Genomic DNA, 17,490 nt, shown 5'->3' on the forward strand with positions numbered 1-17,490 from the left:
CCACAGGGGCCCCCGGATGTCCGCCGGGGGCCTTTTCTTTTATCGCGCGCCGTTCGCAGCCGGGCCGGCCATCCCCGCCGCCTCACGCCCGGGCCTGAGCTCGCGAATCAACGCCGCCAGCTCCCGCTGGCCGATCTCCAGCGATGCCATGGCCCGCGTGTTGGCCTCGACCACGCGCAGCACGACGCCCATCGCCTCCTGCTCCTGCGTCAGCCGGCGGTGCGCTTCTTCGATCTGCCGCTCGCGCGCCAGCCCGGCCCGCCGCTCGGTCAGCCACATCCACGCGATCAACCCCGCCATGCCAAACTGCGCCAGCACGCCAGCCACCTCACCCTGCATCGCTACTGCCCCACCTTGCGGAACACCGCCTCGTATCCCACCGACCACGCGCGCCCCGCGTCCACCGGCCCCAGTTCGCGGTAGCCGACCATCCACATGCTGGGCCAGCTCCGGCCCTGCCCGTCCTCCAGCGTGGCGGCGCTGGGCGACGAGGTCATCGCCCCGACCATCGCGTCGCGCAACGTCCACAAGTCGGCTTCCGAAGCCGCCACCAATCGCCCACGCACCGTGATCGAGAGTTGCACCGGCCCAAGCTGGTTCCACTTGGCACTCGGCGGAGACTGCATCGTCGGCGAGGTACCCGGCAGCGTCTCGGTCTGTCCCTGTCGCTGCATCTCGAAGCGGTGCGGCCCGCTTGCGAAGAGCGGAGATCCGTCGTACATGCTCGGCATCGTGCGTTCCTTTCGTGGCCGCTCTAGCGAGAACCATCCTCGGCGTTGCTCACGTCGATCGGGTCGTTGGTGCCGTTGTCAGAGAGGGCGAACATCTTGATCCGTCGCAGCGCCGAGCCGCCGGGCTCGACCTCGTCGCGCACCGACGTGATCACCACGCTCGCCTCCACCCGTCGCCGCCCGCCGCTGCCAGCGGTCGGGGCTGTGAAGAACTCCAGCACGCCCTCGTCGCCCGGGGTCGGCCCGTCGAGCGAGCCGCGCTCCAGGTCGGCTACGAGCTCGATCTCCACCCGCTGCTCGGGCACGTCGGCGAACGTCGGGTACGGACCGGTGTTGCCCCACTCCAGCAGGGCGCGCTCGGGCGTGCGGTGCACCGCCACGCGTCGCACGCGCTCGATGGTGCTGCTCAGCAGGACGACCGATCGAGGATTCAAGACCAGCATCGCGTGCCTCCCTTCAGCCGCGTACCAGGTGCATCAATGCAGGCCGGCGCGTCGCGTCGACCACGCCGTCACCGTCAAGGTCGAGCCCGACCGCCAGCGTCTGCCGGGCACGAGCGAACATGTCCGCGTACATCACGGCCCGTGCACCGAGCGACGAGCTCGGCCCGCTCAGGGCCGAGGCCGCGGCGTACACCAGGTGCAGCGTGCCCAGCGCCTCCACGTGCGCCAGCGCGGTCGCATCGACCACCGCCTCGGCGCCCGGACCGTCCGGAAGGTCGAGCCCGAGCAGGCCGAGGAGCTGGCGGTGCACGATGGCCCGCTGGGGCGCGAAGGTCGTCAGCGTGAACGGGGCCGCGGCCGACGCCACTGGCGGAAGCGCGTCGTCCTCCGTCGAAGCCCGCAGCCGCGAGACTTCGAGCACCGTGCCCGACGTGACGGCGACGACCTCGAGCGGAACGCCGTTGAACACCACGACCTGACCAACCTCGGCCTGGGCATCGGTAAACGACGCGGTCGAGCTGGCACTCGTCAGCGTGGTGCCGCTCACGGCGGCAGTGCCCGACGCGAGCCGGCGACCGGCCCAGAGCGCATCGGTGAAGGCGTGCGGCTCGATGGCCAGCATGTCCCTGTCCTGTGCAAACATCGCGTGCTCCTTGCGCGCCACGGCGCGCGATTCGTTTCCTTGCAAACCCGCGAGCCGGTGTTACCCGGCCCGCGAGCCGGCGGCCGCCCCCACACGAAACCGCCGTGCCCTTCGGCACCCCGCGGGGCCGATCAGCTCGTGGCCAATCCGCTGAGCACGCCGTGCGCGTTCTCGTTGCGCATCTCCAGCGTGTACTCGCCGATGACCTGGCCCATGGCGGCGTCGCCGGTCGACGCCAGCGGCTTGTAGTGGAAGCTGCGGCCCTCCAGCGGCATCACCTCGACGCGGCTGGAATCGAGCAGCAGCAGGGCGTCGGCGGGCATCCATCGAGACACCACGACGCGGCACACGCCAAAGTCGCTCTCGTAGACGCTGACCAGATCGCTGTAGCGGTCGTCGCTTGGGCCATAGCGGCGCGACGACGTCAGGAAGGCGTTGATGCGACGCTTCTGGAGCCCGCCGCACACGATCGTGTCGATCGGCCCGGACGACTGTTCCCAGACCTCGCGCAACGCGGCGTTGAGCACCTCCTCGGTCAGCCCGTCCGAGCCGGCGCCCGAGCCGCCGGGGATGGGGCCCACGCCGGGCTGGAACTGGTTGGTTTCCACGTTGCGGATCAGTCCGTCCATCGAGCGGCGGACCGTCGAAGAACCCTGGACCGAGGACGTCGGCGCGACGCCGTTGATCACGCAGTTCTCCAGGTCGCGCAGCAACTCACGCATGCGCTCCTGCTTCTGGTAGTCCAATTCGTCGGCGATGCCGTGGGCCCGCACCGCCTGCATCGAGCCGGAGACCTCCACGGCCGATGTGAAGATCTGGGTGTAGTTGGCCTTGCGTACGCGATTGGTGAAGCGCGCCTCGGGAGCGTCGGCGCCCTCGAGGGCCGCGTTGCCCAGGATGGTGAGCTGCATGCCCTCGACCAGGAGCGTCGGGTCGGTGTTGCCGTAGCTGCGCACGACCGTCAGGGTGTCGGACGCGACGGCCTCGACGAGCATGACCTCGGGCCCATCTCCCGGGCGGACGAGGTCGCCCACGCGGAATCGGGAGCCGTCTTCGACGTCGATCGTCGTATCGGTGAGCGGCGTGGGCGAGAAGGCCTGGTCCGCCACCGTGTCGGTGTTGGGGAGCAGCTCGTCCTCGATCCACTCGTGCACGGTGCTGGTCGCCGCGCGGCGGGCGTCGCCCAGGTGGTCGAGCAGCGGCGTCTCGAAGGGGCTGACGATTCCGATGATGTCCGAGACGTCCTCGACGAGTTCGGGCAGCGAGCTGCCGGCCGAGAAGGTTGCCTTACCGGTGAATGCCATGCGAGTCTCCTTTGGTCAGGTGCGTGGCGTGCGAAACGGGAGCGGGGGCAAGGGCGTGGGGCGGTGTCGGACTCGTTCAGCTATTGCGTCGCAGGCGCAGGTACTTCATGAGGGCGCGCCGGTCGCCGGTGGCGCGTGCGTCGTCTCGCGCACGATCGACCACCGCGCGACCCGGCGCGCCCTGGGAGGGATGGCTCGGGCTCATGGCCGAGGCCCGCGTCGGGCTGCTGCGGAAGAGTGCGGGACGCTCGCGCTGGAGCTGGCCGATGACGCGGGCGGGTGTCGCATCTTCGTCGCCCTCCAGCCGGCTCTCGACCAGCAGCGCGAGCGACTCGGTGTCGATGGCGCCCGCCTGGGCCAGCCCGCGTTCGATGGCGCCGCGGCGCTCCAGCCGGGCCGATCGCTGGCGCAGGTCTTCGAGCTGGGCGTCGCGGGCACGGAGCTGGTCGGCCAGGTCGCTGGCCATCTGCGTGCGTTCGGCGAGCGCCTCGCGCAGGTCGTTGTCGTTCTGGGTGTCGTTTGTTTCGGGCGTGGGCTCAGGCATTGGTGTTCTCCGTCTGGCTCGCGGCCGAGCCGTTGCGGTTGGTCGGGGGCTGGGCATAGCCGAGCTCGGCCAGCACGCGTTCGCGGTCGATGCCCAGCTCGGTCTTGCGCTCGGCGTTCAGCAGCCGCTCGTCCTGGTCGAGGTCGATGGCGTCGGGCCAGTGCACGGTGACGCCGCGGTCCTGCGGCTCGGTGGCATGGGTGCCGGCGCGGTCGAGCGCCTCGAGAATGAGGGCGCTCATGCGCGCCACGCCCGCGCCATATCCCACGCGCTTGCGGCGCGTCTTGCTGAGCAGGCCGAGCATGGTGATGCGGAGCGCGTTGCCGCTCGACAGGCTGCCGATCTTGGCGCGGACGACGCCCGCGGCGATGGGCGGCACGCCCGAGGTCTTGTCCATGGCCTCGCGGATGTCCTCGACGTGCAGCGTCTCGCTGGGCGAGTCCGCGTCGCCGCCGAAGGCCGTGACCTGGGCGTCGGGGTTGTCGGTGCTCAGCACGCGGCCCGGGCCGATGCGGACCTGGTCGAAGCCCTCGATGCCCTTCGCGAGGTACATCTTGAAGCTCTGCATGGTCACGCGGGCGGCGCGGTCGCTCAGGCGGGTGTTCAGCTCGTCCTGCAGGGGCACGAGCGGCTCGACCTCGCCCACGCCGGCGTAGCACAGCGGCTGGGGGATGTTTTGGACGTGCACGACGGGCACGCGGCCGGGCGAGGCGCGGTTGGGCCCCTCGGCGACCAGCTCACCGTCGACGTACACCTGCCGCCACGCGCCGCTGAGGATCTCGGTGACGCGCTCGGTGTCGAGCGTGCGGCCGTGGCGGTCGTCCTCGTCGGCCTGTGAGGTGCGGCGGGTGAAGTCGATGGCGTAGGCCTCGAGCCGGCGGTAGTCGCCCGCATCGACGACGGGTACGCCGCGAGTCGGGTCGATGGCCTCGACGCGGATGGCCTCGGCGAGCACCTCGCCGGGAAGCTCCAGCAGCGTGTCGAGGTCGGGCGCCAGGGCGGTCAGCCGCTCGACGTCGCAGCGGAGCAGCAGGTCGACGTGGCCGTAGACGTGGCCCAGTAGTAGCGCGTCGTGCAGGAGGGAGAGGCCGCCCGAGGCCTCCCACACGGCGTCGAGGGCGGCCTCGATGGTCCGGCGCTGCTCGGGCCGGCCGGCCTTGCTGAGCAGCACCAGCGGCTCGGGCAGCATGAAGTCGACCATGGTGTTGATGCGCCAGGCGATGTCGTTCTCGATGACGACCTCGCTGGCGGCGGCATCGACCATGCGGTCGTCCGACCACGGATCCCACGCGCCGCGGAGGCGGGGCGGCAGGCCAGCGGCTTGCGGGAGTTCGCCTCCGGGTCGCGTGGGCTCGTTGCGGAAGTAGCCCCAGAGCCATCGCAGCCGCGGCGCGACGTCACGCTCGTGCTCGGCCAGGATGATCTCGAGGGCCTGCGGCGACAGGGTCGTGTCGGTGAAGGGTGCGAGATTGAACGCCACGGGGGACCTCCTTTGGGTGGTGGCCCGGCGTGGTGCGCGAGCCTCTCACCCAACGGGCGGTCGGACGGGTGGTGGCGCGCGTCGGCGGTGGTTCGGAGTGCGCGCGCAGCTCGAATCACCCGAGGAACTCAGGGCATCGAGCGACGTTGGATTTGCGTGGAAGCTGATGGTTCGCGTGGCGTGTCGTGCGCGCGGACGCGGGGATGGCGGCTCGGGAAGAAGGTTGCCGTGCTCAGCCCGTCGTCTCGGCCTTCGGCTCTTCGAGCACCTCGACGGCCGAGAAGCGGTCGAGGTTGAGGACGACGAGCTCGCCGTCCTTCTTGCGGAGCTCGACGCGGTCGATCCAGACCTTGTTGTCCTTGGTGTGGGCGAACCACGAGCCGGACTTTTCCTGGCCGACGCGGACGACGACGCCCTCGATGGTGGAGACCATCGTGCCGCTCATGCGGGGGAACTGTTGGGTGATACGCACCTTGGCGCCGGGGGTGAGGTTCTCCATAGCGGTCGATGGTAGGGGCCGGGGCGTCGGCAGGGGGAGCCGATCTGGCCCGGGGCCGGCGGGCGGCCGGCGTACGATTGGGCCTATGCCTATTCCACGGATCGCGATCGTGGGCCGGCCCAACGTGGGCAAGAGCTCGCTGATGAACATGCTGGCCAGCTCGAAGGTCTCGATCGTCGACGACCTGCCGGGCGTCACCCGCGATCGCGTGACGCGGATCGTCGACCTGGAGCACAGCGAGGGCAAGCCCACCCGGGCCGTCGAGCTGACCGACACCGGCGGCTACGGCGTGTACGTGGCCGAGGGCGGGCGGTACGACGAGGTGGGGGCCGACCTCTCGACGCTGACCGACGACGTGGAGGGGCAGATCGAGGCGGCGGTAGCGAACGCCGACCTGATCCTGTTCTGCGTCGACGTGCAGGCGGGCCTGACCCCGCGCGACGAGGAGATCGCCCGCCTGCTCCGCGAGCAGAAACTGGGGCGGAAGGACCGGGCCGAGATGGCCCAGCTCGATCCGAGCCTGGGCAAGCGGGCGCCCGTGCACGTGGTGGCGACGAAGGTGGACGGACCCAAGTGGGAAACGCACGCCTACGAGATGAGCGCCCTGGGCTTCGGCGAGCCCCTGATGTGCAGCGCCAAGAACAACTACATGCGGCGCGACCTGAGCGACCGGCTCTACGAGCTGCTGCCCGCCGACGACGAGACCGCGGCCGCGCCGCCTGCCGACCTGTCGATCGCCGTCATCGGCAAGCGCAACGCGGGCAAGAGCACGCTGGTGAACGCCCTGGCCGGGGTCGAGCGGGTGATCGTCTCGGAGATCGCCGGCACGACGCGCGACGCCATCGACGTGCTGGTCGAGAAGGACGGCAAGCGGATCATCGTGATCGATACGGCCGGCATGCGCCGCAAGCGGAGCTTCCAGGGCAAGGTCGAGTGGTTCGCCTTCGACCGTGTGCAGCGGGCGGTTGATCGGGCCGACGTGGTGCTGCTGATGGTCGACGCGACCGAGGCGACCAGCCAGGTGGACCAGCAGCTCGCCATGCTGTGCCAGAACGCGTTCAAGCCCACGATCATCGGCGTCAACAAGTGGGACCTGGCCGAGGGGCAGACCGACGACAAGGGCCGGCCCGTGACGCCCGAGCGCTACGAGAAGTACGTGCGCGAGGGGTTCAAGGGCCTGCCGTTTGCGCCCATCGCGCTGCTGAGCGCCAAGGAGGGCCTGAACGTCGACGGCGTGCTCGACCTGGCGTTCGACCTCAAGAAGCAAACGCACGAGCGCGTCTCGACGGGCGCGCTCAATCGGCTAGTGCGGAGCATCCTGGAAAAGCGCGGGCCGAGCAACAAGCTGGGCACGCTTGCTCGGGTGTTCTACGTGGCGCAGGTCGGCACCGCCCCCCCGACGATCGCGATGGTGGTGAACGAGCCCAAGCTGTTCACGCCCAACTACATGCGCTACCTGATGAACCGGCTGCGCGAGCAGGCGCCCTTCGACGAGGTGCCCTTCCGCGTGTTCGTGCGCAGCCGCAAGCAGTTCGACAAGCGACGCGAGCAGGCCGAGAAGCGCGACAAGAAGGGCATGATCGACACGAGCGCGTTCGATCGCGGCGAGGACCTCGAGCTGACGCCCGAGGAGATCGAGAGCCTGTTCCGCATCCCGGGCGAGGGCGGCGATGGCGAGGCGTTCGTCGACGAGGGTGCCGAAGGAGGCATCGAGGGCGAGGTCTTCGAGGACGCCGAGGTGTTCGTCTTCGGCGACGACGAGGAAGAAGACACCCGCCGGTGACCCGTGCTGCGCGCAGCATCGATCACACGAAAGAAGGCGTGGCCAGGGTCCGGGGGATGAGTCCGGACGCTGGCCACGCCTGGTGTGGTGTGGTTGGCGGCTCGTTCGAGCCTTGGTTCGGGCGGGCTTTCCGCGGGCGGGCCTGAGTCGGCCCCGAGCTTCCCAAGTCCCTTGCCCGTCTATTCGACGAACCCCGAGCACGGTTGCAGTATTCTCGAATCTCCTTACCTGGGGGTGCGGATCATGCTGGCGTCGAGCGCAACAAACCTCGAAGAAACACGCTCCAAGCTACATCAGCAGCCCGCGTCGAAGGCGTTCTGGAACGCCAGGAAGTCGAAGATCGTGAGCTCGCCGTCGCCGTCGAAGTCGGCCGCCAGGTCTCCGGCGTCGAAGAGGTTCTGGAACTCGAGGAAGTCGAAGATGTCCAGGTCGCCGCTCGCGTCGATGTCGGCCGGGCACGGCGCCAGGCCCAGGCCCTGGGGGATATTGGTCGTCGAGGCGACGACCCTGGTGAACCCGGTAACGATGTTGATCTCGTAGAGCTGGCGGCCGTTGTCGGTCATGACGAGGTCGCCGTCGCGCTGGAAGGCGATGCTGCCCGGTGCGCTGCCGGCGATGGTGGTGCTGAGCGGGATGGTTGCGACGACGGCGCCGGTCGAGGGATTGATTCGCAGCAACTCCGGGACCGAGCCCGGGCTGGCGCTGGTGATGCCGTAGAAGAAGCCGTCGCGGGTGTTGTAGTCGAGCCCGAACAGCCGGGGGAGGACCGAGCCGCCGAGGAGGCTCACGGTTCCGGTCGAGGAACTCACGGTGCCGAGGCGACCGGAGGCATCGGTGCCGTAGAGCACGCCGCCGGGGCCGATGGCGATCGAGCCGCGCACGTTGCCGCCGATGTGGGTCGCCAGGCCGGTCAGTCGATCGACGCGGCTGAGGCCGTTGTCGCCCGCGGGCGTGTTGTTGATGACGAAGATGCTGAACGAACGGGTCACGGCCATGCTGATGGGCGTGGTGTATCGGGTCGGGTCGGGGTGCAGTGGTCCGATCATGCGGACCGTGGCGCCGGTGTCGCTGTCGAAGATGTACAGGCTGTCGGAGCTCGAATCGACGGCGTACATGTCGTCGGCGCGAGCGGTATCGGCGAGCATCGACACGCTGGTGGCGGCGATGGCGGCGGCGAGGCTGAGGCGTTGCATCTGCTTTCTCCTTTGGTGCCTTCGGGCAAGAGTGACTGCCCGGCACCAGGAGAGAGCGGCAAGCGTCTTCGCGACTCACGCGAGATCGTCGTCGGAATCCCCGGGATATCGGATCCACTCCAGGCAGAGCCCGTCGGGCGCGGCGGTAGGGCCGGCGCGGCGGCGGTCCTTGCTGGCCAGGATCTCGGGCAGCTCGTCCGGCTCGATCCGGCCTCGCCCGACCTCGTGCAAGGTGCCGGCGATGATCCTGACCATGTTGTAGAGGAAGCCGCTGCCGGTGACCGTGAACCCCACGCGGTGCTCGCCGGTGCGCTCGACGGCCAGGTCGAAGATCGTGCGGACGGTGGACCGACGGTCGTGGTTGATCGGGGTCAGGGCGGCGAAGTCGTGCTCGCCCACCAGGTGTTTCGCCGCTTCGGCCATGCGGGCCTCGTCGAGAGCGTGATGGGTGTGGGTGACGAAGCGGCGGTCGAAGAGCGGCCTTTGATGGTGGTCGTGGAAGGCATAGGAGTATGCCTTGCGTTCGGCATCGCCGATGGGATTGAACGCCTCGTGCGTGGGTCGGGCGTGGGTGACGAGCACGTCGGGGGGCAGGCGGCCGTTGAGGGCCCGCACCAGGGGCTCGAGGCCGCGCTCGAGGGGCCAGCCGCCGCCGTGGCGGGCTGGGTCGGAGCCGTCCGAACACGTAAACGAGGCGACCTGGCCCCGGGCATGGACGCCCGCGTCGGTCCGGCTGGCGCCCGTCAGCACCACCGGCTCTCGCACGACCTGGCGGACGGCCTGCTCGACCACGGCCTGCACGGTGCGCAGGGCGACGCGGCCGGGCGGGGCCGGCAGCGACGGATCGGCGTGGTGGATGGCCGCTCCGGTGGCCGGCGGCTGGCCGGGGTCGGGTGCCGGCGGTTCCTGCTTCTGCCAGCCGCAGAAGTCGGTGCCCTCGTAGGCGATGGTGAGGCAGTAGGTCGGCACGGGCTGAGGATATTGGCCCACGGGCGGCCGGGCGGGCAATAGGCCGTCTGCGGCGGCGTTGGGCTGGCGTGGGCCGCGCTGGGGAGGCGGGGCCGGAACAACCGTGCGAGTTCTAGAGGAGCGTGAACGATGATCAGGAACCTGACTCTCGTGTCGTGGCTTGCGGCGTGCCTGGTGACGGCGACCAGCGTCTTCGGCCAGATGGGCCCGCCCGATCCGGCCGACGTGGCCGCCCGCTGTGTGGCCAGCATGGAGGCCGCCAGCGACCGCACCGTCGGCGCCATCGGCGACACCACCGGCGCCACGGTCGATCGCATCGCTCGGCTGGACGCCGCCGGCGCTCCCGACCGCGCCATCATCCGTGCGGGCGAGGACGGCATCAAGCGCGTCCGTCTCATCGGCCGCTTTGGTTCGGCCCGCATCACCAACATCGAGCGCCATTGCGTGCGCCTGCTCGTCCGCCTCGAGGCCGAGCGTGACCTGATCGCCCGCGTCCGCGGCGCCGCCGACGGCTTCCGCGAGGACGTCCGCAACGCCGTGCAGCGCGGCAGCGGCGCGATCCGCCAGGCCGTGGCCGACGCCATCGGCTGAGCAAGCCCGACAACAACCTCGGAGCCTCTACCTCTGAGAGATCGGCACCCCGCGCCTGGGGAGGGCGGGGTGCCGTTTTGTGTTGGTCTGGAGAGTCTGGGGCGTTCGCGGGCTGCCGGTGGTAACGGGGCCGTGCCCCGACGTGGTAGCTAATCTGGAGAGAGCAACTTCGAAGAGGAAAGGGAGCTGGCGATGATCAAGCGTGGTGGTATTCTCGTGGCGGCGCTGGCGGCAAGCGCCCTTGGGCAGGACGGCATGATCATCGGCGGCAACCTCCAGCCGCGCGAGCTGGTTGAGATGAGCCGAACGAGCGGTAGCACGGTCTCGATCGCGCCGGTGGGCGTGCAGCCGCAGGGCCTGGCGTACGACCCGGGGCGCGGGCGCCTGTATGCGGTCGATGCCGGCGCGAACTCGGTGTACACGATCGATCCGGTGACAGGCTCGACGGCGCTGCTCGCGCCGGTTGCTGGAGCGAGCAACGCCAACGGGCTGGCCTACGACCCCGGCCGCGACGTCATCTACGTGAGCGACAACAACAACAACCGGCTGTACACGGTCGACCCCACGACGGGCAGTTCGGCCATCGTGGGCGTGCTCGTCGGCGCTAACGGGGTGGAGGGCCTGGCCTTCGACTGCGACACCAACACGCTCTACGGCATCAGCGACCTCACGAGTCGCATCATCGTGATCGATCCCGATACGGCCGCAGTCACCGAGCTTCCGCTCGTGCTGCCGGGAGCAAACCTGCGCGGCCTGGCATTCGATCGCTTTGAGCGAGCGCTCTACATCAGCGTCTCGGTCAGTGGCAGCTTCTACCGCGTCGACGTCGACACCCTCTCGCTCACGACGCTGGGCACCATCTCGCCGGCACGTGCGGTGCAGGGGCTGGCGGTTATCGACCCGGCGTGCGACGACTGCCGCGTCGACCTCGACGGCGACGGCCTGCTCACGATCTTCGACTTCCTCGAGTTCCAGAACCTGTTCGACGCGGGTGACCCTGCCGCCGACTTCGATGGTGATGGCGAGCTGACGCTGTTCGACTTCCTGGCGTTCCAGAACGAGTTCGCGGCCGGGTGCGGGTGACGTTCGGCGTCGCGGCGGCGGCCCTTCCGTCTGCATACCACTGAGCATGCATGGACAGATCCTGACGCCCTGGATCTACCGCCGCTGGCGGTTCGACTTTCCGGCCGAGCTGTACCCGGCGGTCATCGAGCGGCTCCGCGGGCTGCCGGCGCGGGCCGACGCGCTTGCGGCGCGGCTCGGGTCCGGGCAGGCGACGAGAGCACCCGAGGACGGCTGGTCGGTCCAGCGGCACCTGGCGCACCTGGCCGACCTGGAGCGGTTACTCGCGCAGCGGCTCGATGCGTACGAGGCCGGGGTGGCCGTGCTGCCCGCCGCCGACATGCAGAACACGCGGACGGTGGAGGCCGACCACGACGCGCGGCCGCTGGCGGACGTGCTCGCCGACGTGCGCCGCGTGCGCGAGGCCTCGGTCGAACGGCTGGAGGCCTACCCGCGCGACTTCTTCGCCCGCAGCGCGTGGCACGAGCGACTCGGCGTGCAGAAGCGCGTGGTGGATACGTGCGTGTTCTTCGCGGATCACGACGACCATCATCTGGCGCTGGCGGAGATGGTGCGGCGGCGCTGTATCACCAAATGAACGAGCTCCTCGCGTGAGCGAGGGGGCAGAGGCGTTCAACGGTGTCGTAGCAATCGGGCCCCCCGCCTCACGGCGGGGGCTCGTTGTTGGTCATGCGGCGGTGGTCTTCCGCGCATTCATCACCCGCTCCGCGTACTTGTTCATCGCATCGCGAAGCTGCTCGAAGCTGTCGAGCACGTAGAGGATCGGCTGGTAGTGGTCGATCTCGAAGGGCGTGTCGCACACGCGGTCGAGGTCGAAGTCGCGGCGGTCGACGTTCTTGCTGTGCAGCGCGTGCTCGCTCTCGCCCAGGCTGCTGATCAGCCCGCTGCCGTAGAGCTTGGTGCGGCCGTCTTCCTTGATGAGCCCGAACTCGACGGTGAACCAGAAGAGGCGGCCCAGCCGCTCGATGTGGTAGGGGTCCTCGCAGTGCAGGGCGGCCTTGCCGTAGGTCTGCAGGAACTCGGCGAACACGTCGTCGGCGTGCAGGGGCACATGGCCGAAGATGTCGTGGAAGATGTCCGGCTCGGGCAGGTAGTGCATCAGCCGCTTGGGCCGCATCGTGATGGTGGTGGGGAACTGGCGGTTGGCCAGGCAGGCAAAGAAGGCCTTAGCGGGCAGGTAGCCCGGCACGGGGCGGCTGGCCCAGCCGGTGCGTTGGGCCAGGTTGGCGTTGATGCTGGCGACCTCGGGCACGCTGTCGCCCGGCAGGCCGATGGCGCGCATGCCGTCGAGGAAGACCTTGGAGGCCTGGTGGTCGAGGGTCTTCATCCGCTCGTGGTACAGCGTTCGCCAGACCTCGTGGTTCTCGGCGGTGTACCGGTCCATGTGCTGGGTGATGTAGAACTTGTTGGTGTCGATATCAGCCGAGGGCTGGAAGGGCGCCTTGTCGGCGGCGGCCTGGGCCAGGCGGGCCTCGTCGCTGTCGATGACGCTGCTGTACTCGATGTCGCCTCGCATGGGTGCCTCCGGCTCTTTAGATCGTGCCCGAAAGATGATACACGGCGTGCCTGGGGGGCTCCGGAGTCGATGGGAGGTCCGATAAATACCAATGTCGTCGCGACCCTTCGGCTTCTCGGATTCGTAGTGCGGCCCGGCGGCAGATAGGATCGTGGCCAACCGACAGCGGTTGGCGGGATGTGCCGGGCTGGCGCATCGCTTTGAGCCGGTGGGACGGCCCGCCCGACGGGGCTCCGAGAGGGGAGGGCCCGGGCGCGAGGCCGGTTTCTTGAACAGATTCGAAGGAGGCACGAGGATGCTCGGTCTGACAGGTCAGTTTGTCCCGGCAAGCCGCTGGGTGGTGGGCGTCGGCATCGCGGCGTCGGTCGGCATCGTCTCGCCGGCGATGGCCCAGCAGGGCGAGGTCGCCCGGCAGCGGCTCGAGGAGTCGCGCGAGGCCATCCGCAACCTCGAAACGCTGCAGTACGTCGGCAGCGTCGACAGCGAGGGCCCGCTGCTGGGCATGATCGAAGAGCTCAACGCCATCGTCTGGATGCAGAAGGTGGGCGAGGGCGAGTCGGCCGGCTGGAACCACCGCCGCCAGGGCTCGACGTCCGTTCGCAACCCGGCGACGGGCGAGACCGAAACGGTCGAGTTCGACGTGGTCCGTGAGGGGCCAAACGTCACCTACATCGCCCACGACCTGCGAACCGTGTTCGAGCGGTTCCACCGGGCCGCCCGCCACCGCAGCATCACGGTGGCGCAGACGGGCTGGATCGGCGAGTTTGCCGACGACACACCGTTCGAGCGCGAGCTGACGTTGCCCGAGGTGACGCTGACGCTCGAGATCGGCGGCGACACCGTCGAGGGCGACGTGTGCGACGTGGTCGAAGTCGCGTACGGCGATCAGCGACAGGTCGTTCGGTGGTCGATCAGCCAAGAGACCGACCTGCCCCGCCGCAAGCACACGCGCCTGGGCACCGACAACATGCAGACGTACACGATCACGAACATCGCGGTCGACGATGAGCTGCCCGAAGACATCTTCGTGATGCCCACGCCCGAGGGCTACGCCAAGAACACCACCGTGCGCCGCAGCGCCCGCGACGTTGGCGCGCCCAGCGTGGTCCCGAGCTACCCGTCGGCCAAGCCCTTCACGGTGACCATCGCTGAGGGGCCGGGCAAGGGCGACGAGGTCAGCCTCGAGAGCCTGGCGGGCAACGTCGTGATCCTCGACTTCTGGACGGGCTGGTCGAGCACGTCGAAGGACTCGCGCAGCGACGTCCAGGCGCTGGCCGAGCAGTTCAAGGACGAGCCGGTCGAGGTCCTGAGCATGACCTGGCGCGAGCGAGGGCGTGTGAAGGCGGGCATCGATGCGTGGCGCGCGAGCAACGCGACCTACCCGCTGGTGACCGGTGCCGACGAGGTCGCCCTCGAGTATGCCGTGAGCAGCTTCCCGACGGTGTTCGTCATCACCAAGGACGGCAAGCTCGTGTTCACCATGTCCGAGTACAACGAAGAGACCTTCAAGAGCAGCATCGCCGAGGCGGTGCAGAAGGCGCTCGACGGCGGGTTCGACGCCGGCTCGGTGACGACCACGCAGATGGGCGGCAACCAGTCGGAAGTCAACCAGGGCAACGGCAACCAGACCACCGAGGAAGGTGGGAACCAGTCGGGCGGTAATCAGTCCGGCGGCAATCAGTCCGGTGGGAACCGGCCTGGTGGGAACAAGCCCCAGTAAGCAGGACTCCATCTGATCTACAAGCGAAAACGCCCGCGGCCGGGAAGGTCGCGGGCGTTCTTGTTTGGGCAGCTTCGACGGCTTACTTCTTGCCGTGCATCAGGGCGGCCTGGGCGGCGGCCAGGCGTGCGATGGGCACGCGGAAGGGCGAGCAGCTCACGTAGTCGAGGCCCGCGGCGTGGCAGAAGTGCACGCTGGTCGGGTCGCCGCCGTGCTCGCCGCACACGCCGATCTTGATCTGATCGTTGGCGTCGCGGCCCTTCTCGATGGCCATCTTGACGAGCTCGCCCACGCCCTCGGGGTCGAGCTGCTGGAAGGGATCGGCGGGCAAGATCTCCTGGCCCACGTACTCGGGCAGGAAGGTCGCCGAGTCGTCACGCGAGTAGCCGAAGGTCATCTGCGTGAGGTCGTTGGTGCCGAAGCTGAAGAAGTCGGCGTGCTCGGCGATCTTGTCGGCGGTAATGGCGGCGCGGGGCACCTCGATCATCGTGCCGATCTTGATGTTGAGCGCGCTCTTGATGTCGTTCTCGGCGCGGACGTCGTGGATGGTCTGCTCGACGAGCTTGCGCAGCACGCCCAGCTCCTTGGCCACGCCCACGAGCGGGATCATGATCTCGGGCATCGCCTTGATCTTGTTGTGCTGGCAGTTGATCATCGCCTCGACGATCGCCCGCACCTGCATCACCAGGATCTCGGGATAGGTCACCGCCAGGCGGCAGCCGCGGTGGCCCAGCATGGGGTTGCTCTCGTGGAGCTGCGCGACGCGCTGCTCGACCTTCTTGGCCGGCACGCCCAGGGTCTTGGCGACCTCCTTGATCGTCGCCGGCTCGTGCGGCAGGAACTCGTGCAGCGGCGGATCCAGCAGGCGGATGGTGACGGGCAGGCCCTTCATGGCGGTGAAGATGCCGATGAAGTCGTCGCGCTGGAAGGGCAGCAGCTTGGCCAGCGCTCGCTCGCGGTCTTCCTTGTGCTCGGCCAGGATCATCTCGCGCATCGCCATGATGCGCTCGCCCTCGAAGAACATGTGCTCGGTGCGGCACAGCCCGATGCCCTGGGCGCCGAAGTCTCGGGCGCGGCGGGAGTCCTCGGGCGTGTCGGCGTTGGTGCGCACCAGCAGCGTGCGGTGCTTATCGGCCCAGCGCATGATCTTGGCGAAGTCGCCGCTGAGCTTGGGCTCGACGGTCGGGATGGCGCCGCTCATGATCTCGCCGGTGGTGCCGTCGATGGAAATCGTGTCGGTGCGCTTGAAGGTCTTGTTGCCGACGGTGAAGGTGCCCTTCTTGGCGTCGATGTGCACGTCGCCCGCGCCGGCCACGCAGCACTTGCCCCAGCCGCGGGCAACGACCGCCGCGTGGCTGGTCATGCCGCCGGTGCTGGTCAGGATGCCAACCGCCGAGTGCATGCCGTCGACGTCCTCGGGGCTGGTCTCCTTGCGGACCAGGATGACGTCCTCGTCGTGCGACCGCTCCACGGCTTCCTCGGCCGTGAACGCCGGCTTCCCGACGGCCGCGCCGGGCGAGGCCGGCAGGCCTCGCGTGAGCACGGAGCCCTTGGGCTTGGCCCCCTCGTCGAAGCTGGGAAGGAGCATCTGGATGAGGTCGGCCGCGGGGATGCGCAGGATCGCCTCTTCCTCGGTGATCAGTCGCTCGCGGACCATGTCGCACGCGATGCGGACGGCCGCGGCGCCCGTGCGCTTGCCCGTGCGCGTCTGGAGCATGAAGAGCTTGCCACCCTCGATGGTGAACTCGATGTCCTGCATGTCCTTGTAGTGCTCTTCGAGCGTGCCCTTGATCTTCAGCAACTGGTCGTGGACCTTGCTGTTCCACTTGGGCATTTCCTCGACGGGCTGGGGCGTGCGGATGCCCGCGACCACGTCCTCGCCCTGGGCGTTGATGAGGAACTCGCCGTAAAACTTGTTCTCGCCGGTGCTGGGGTTGCGCGTGAAGGCCACGCCCGTGCCCGAGTCCTCGCCCATGTTGCCGTAGACCATCGCCTGGATGTTGACGGCCGTACCGGTGAGGCCCGTGATGCCGCTCAGGCGGCGGTAGCTGATCGCGCGGTCGGCGTTCCAGCTCTTGAACACGGCCTCGATGGCCAGCTCGAGCTGCTTGCTCGGGTTCTGGGGGAACTCGTCGCCCACGGCCTTGCGGTACACGGTCTTGTACGCCTCGGCCAGTTCGACGATGCCCTTCTCGGGCACGTCGTTGTCGGTGCGCGCCTCGTACTTGATCTTGATCTTGTCGAACGCTCGCTCGAAGACCTCGTGCCCGACGCCCATCACGACGTCACCGAACATGTTGATCAGCCGGCGGTATGCGTCGTACGCGAAGCGGCGGTTGCCGGTGACGTTGGCCAGGCCCTCGACGGCCTCGTCGTTCAGGCCCAGGTTTAGGATGGTGTCCATCATGCCCGGCATGCTGACGGCGGCGCCCGAGCGGACGGAGACCAAGAGCGGGTTGTCCTTGCTGCCGAACTCGCGGCCCATCTCCTTGGCCACCAGCGACATGTTCTGGTGGACCTCGTTCATGAGGCCGTGGGGCAGACGCTTGCCGCCCTCGTAGTACTTGGCGCAGGTCTCGGTGGTGATGGTGAAGCCCGGGGGCACGGGCAGGCCGATGGAGGTCATCTCCGAGAGGTTGGCGCCCTTGCCGCCGACGAGCGTCTTCATGTCGCTGGTCGCTTCGGCCTTGGTCTTGCCGAAGTAGTACACCATCTTGGCGTCTCGCGGCCGGCCGCCGACGTTGGGCCTGGTCTTCTTGACCATGGGGGCCTTCTTGGTGGTCTTGGCGGCGTGACGCTTGGAGGTCTTTGCGGGTGGTGCCATCGGCATCGCGTCCTATACTCGGCTTTTGGTTGGATACTCGCCAGGCCCCATCGCACGATGCGGGCCTGCCTAGCGTGAAGGTTTGCCGCTGGAAAGCCGGGCGGCAGGTTTTCGATCGCTCGGAGTTGGATCTTAGAGGACCTATTCGCCTTTGACGAGCGCACCAT

At 68.7% G+C, this 17,490-nt stretch carries 17 protein-coding genes; 5 read left to right on the plus strand and 12 right to left on the minus strand.

Annotated features, from left to right (window positions below; all coding sequences use genetic code 11):
• Positions 1–39: 39 nt before the first annotated feature.
• The 8 genes from RIA68_12215 to RIA68_12250 all read right to left on the minus strand — a co-directional run bounded on the left by RIA68_12215 (position 40) and on the right by RIA68_12250 (position 5,644).
• Positions 40–339: a hypothetical protein gene (locus RIA68_12215; GenBank protein ID MEQ8318206.1), complete on the minus strand. Its 300-nt coding sequence runs from the start codon at positions 337–339 to the stop codon at positions 40–42.
• Positions 340–341: 2 nt separating this feature from the next.
• Positions 342–731, minus strand: coding sequence for a hypothetical protein (locus RIA68_12220; GenBank protein ID MEQ8318207.1), 390 nt, complete (start codon positions 729–731; stop codon positions 342–344).
• A gap of 23 nt (positions 732–754) precedes the next feature.
• Positions 755–1,174, minus strand: a complete 420-nt coding sequence (locus tag RIA68_12225; GenBank protein MEQ8318208.1) for a hypothetical protein — start codon at positions 1,172–1,174, stop codon at positions 755–757.
• Between the two features lie 13 nt (positions 1,175–1,187).
• Positions 1,188–1,817: a hypothetical protein gene (locus tag RIA68_12230; protein ID MEQ8318209.1), complete on the minus strand. Its 630-nt coding sequence runs from the start codon at positions 1,815–1,817 to the stop codon at positions 1,188–1,190.
• Between the two features lie 131 nt (positions 1,818–1,948).
• On the minus strand, positions 1,949–3,121 hold the full coding sequence (locus tag RIA68_12235; protein ID MEQ8318210.1) for a DUF5309 family protein: 1,173 nt from the start codon (positions 3,119–3,121) through the stop codon (positions 1,949–1,951).
• 76 nt (positions 3,122–3,197) lie between these two features.
• Positions 3,198–3,665 carry a hypothetical protein gene (locus RIA68_12240; protein ID MEQ8318211.1) on the minus strand — a complete coding sequence of 156 codons (468 nt, stop codon included), beginning with the start codon at positions 3,663–3,665 and terminating at the stop codon, positions 3,198–3,200.
• Positions 3,658–5,145 (minus strand): phage portal protein, encoded by a 1,488-nt coding sequence (locus tag RIA68_12245; protein MEQ8318212.1) that lies wholly within the window; start codon positions 5,143–5,145, stop codon positions 3,658–3,660. Before RIA68_12245 ends, RIA68_12240 begins: the two co-directional genes overlap by 8 nt.
• 232 nt (positions 5,146–5,377) lie before the next feature.
• Positions 5,378–5,644, minus strand: coding sequence for a hypothetical protein (locus tag RIA68_12250; protein MEQ8318213.1), 267 nt, complete (start codon positions 5,642–5,644; stop codon positions 5,378–5,380).
• A gap of 85 nt (positions 5,645–5,729) precedes the next feature.
• On the opposite strand from RIA68_12250, the gene der reads away from it, so the two are divergent.
• Positions 5,730–7,427 carry a ribosome biogenesis GTPase Der gene (gene der / locus RIA68_12255; protein MEQ8318214.1) on the plus strand — a complete coding sequence of 566 codons (1,698 nt, stop codon included), beginning with the start codon at positions 5,730–5,732 and terminating at the stop codon, positions 7,425–7,427.
• A gap of 293 nt (positions 7,428–7,720) precedes the next feature.
• Here der and RIA68_12260 read toward each other — a convergent pair whose 3' ends face one another.
• The gene (locus RIA68_12260) at positions 7,721–8,620 is read right to left on the minus strand and encodes a GC-type dockerin domain-anchored protein (protein ID MEQ8318215.1); all 900 of its coding nucleotides are present in this window, start codon (positions 8,618–8,620) and stop codon (positions 7,721–7,723) included.
• A gap of 75 nt (positions 8,621–8,695) precedes the next feature.
• Positions 8,696–9,589, minus strand: coding sequence for a tRNA pseudouridine synthase A (locus tag RIA68_12265; protein MEQ8318216.1), 894 nt, complete (start codon positions 9,587–9,589; stop codon positions 8,696–8,698).
• A gap of 129 nt (positions 9,590–9,718) precedes the next feature.
• On the opposite strand from RIA68_12265, the gene RIA68_12270 reads away from it, so the two are divergent.
• From RIA68_12270 to RIA68_12280, 3 genes are all read left to right on the plus strand, one after another.
• Positions 9,719–10,180 carry a hypothetical protein gene (locus tag RIA68_12270; GenBank protein ID MEQ8318217.1) on the plus strand — a complete coding sequence of 154 codons (462 nt, stop codon included), beginning with the start codon at positions 9,719–9,721 and terminating at the stop codon, positions 10,178–10,180.
• Positions 10,181–10,372: 192 nt separating this feature from the next.
• Positions 10,373–11,263 carry a YncE family protein gene (locus RIA68_12275; protein ID MEQ8318218.1) on the plus strand — a complete coding sequence of 297 codons (891 nt, stop codon included), beginning with the start codon at positions 10,373–10,375 and terminating at the stop codon, positions 11,261–11,263.
• A gap of 46 nt (positions 11,264–11,309) precedes the next feature.
• Complete coding sequence (locus RIA68_12280) at positions 11,310–11,840, plus strand: DinB family protein (GenBank protein MEQ8318219.1); 531 nt, start codon at positions 11,310–11,312, stop codon at positions 11,838–11,840.
• A 90-nt stretch (positions 11,841–11,930) separates the two neighbouring features.
• Here RIA68_12280 and RIA68_12285 read toward each other — a convergent pair whose 3' ends face one another.
• Positions 11,931–12,779 carry a phenylalanine 4-monooxygenase gene (locus tag RIA68_12285; GenBank protein ID MEQ8318220.1) on the minus strand — a complete coding sequence of 283 codons (849 nt, stop codon included), beginning with the start codon at positions 12,777–12,779 and terminating at the stop codon, positions 11,931–11,933.
• 295 nt (positions 12,780–13,074) lie between these two features.
• Here RIA68_12285 and RIA68_12290 point away from each other — a divergent pair, with 295 nt between their 5' ends.
• Positions 13,075–14,499, plus strand: a complete 1,425-nt coding sequence (locus RIA68_12290) for a TlpA disulfide reductase family protein (protein MEQ8318221.1) — start codon at positions 13,075–13,077, stop codon at positions 14,497–14,499.
• Between the two features lie 82 nt (positions 14,500–14,581).
• Here RIA68_12290 and ppdK read toward each other — a convergent pair whose 3' ends face one another.
• Positions 14,582–17,323, minus strand: a complete 2,742-nt coding sequence (ppdK, locus tag RIA68_12295; protein ID MEQ8318222.1) for a pyruvate, phosphate dikinase — start codon at positions 17,321–17,323, stop codon at positions 14,582–14,584.
• Positions 17,324–17,490 lie beyond the last annotated feature (167 nt).

This window comes from Phycisphaerales bacterium, from assembly GCA_040217175.1.
Classification (GTDB): Bacteria; Planctomycetota; Phycisphaerae; order Phycisphaerales; family UBA1924; genus JAHCJI01.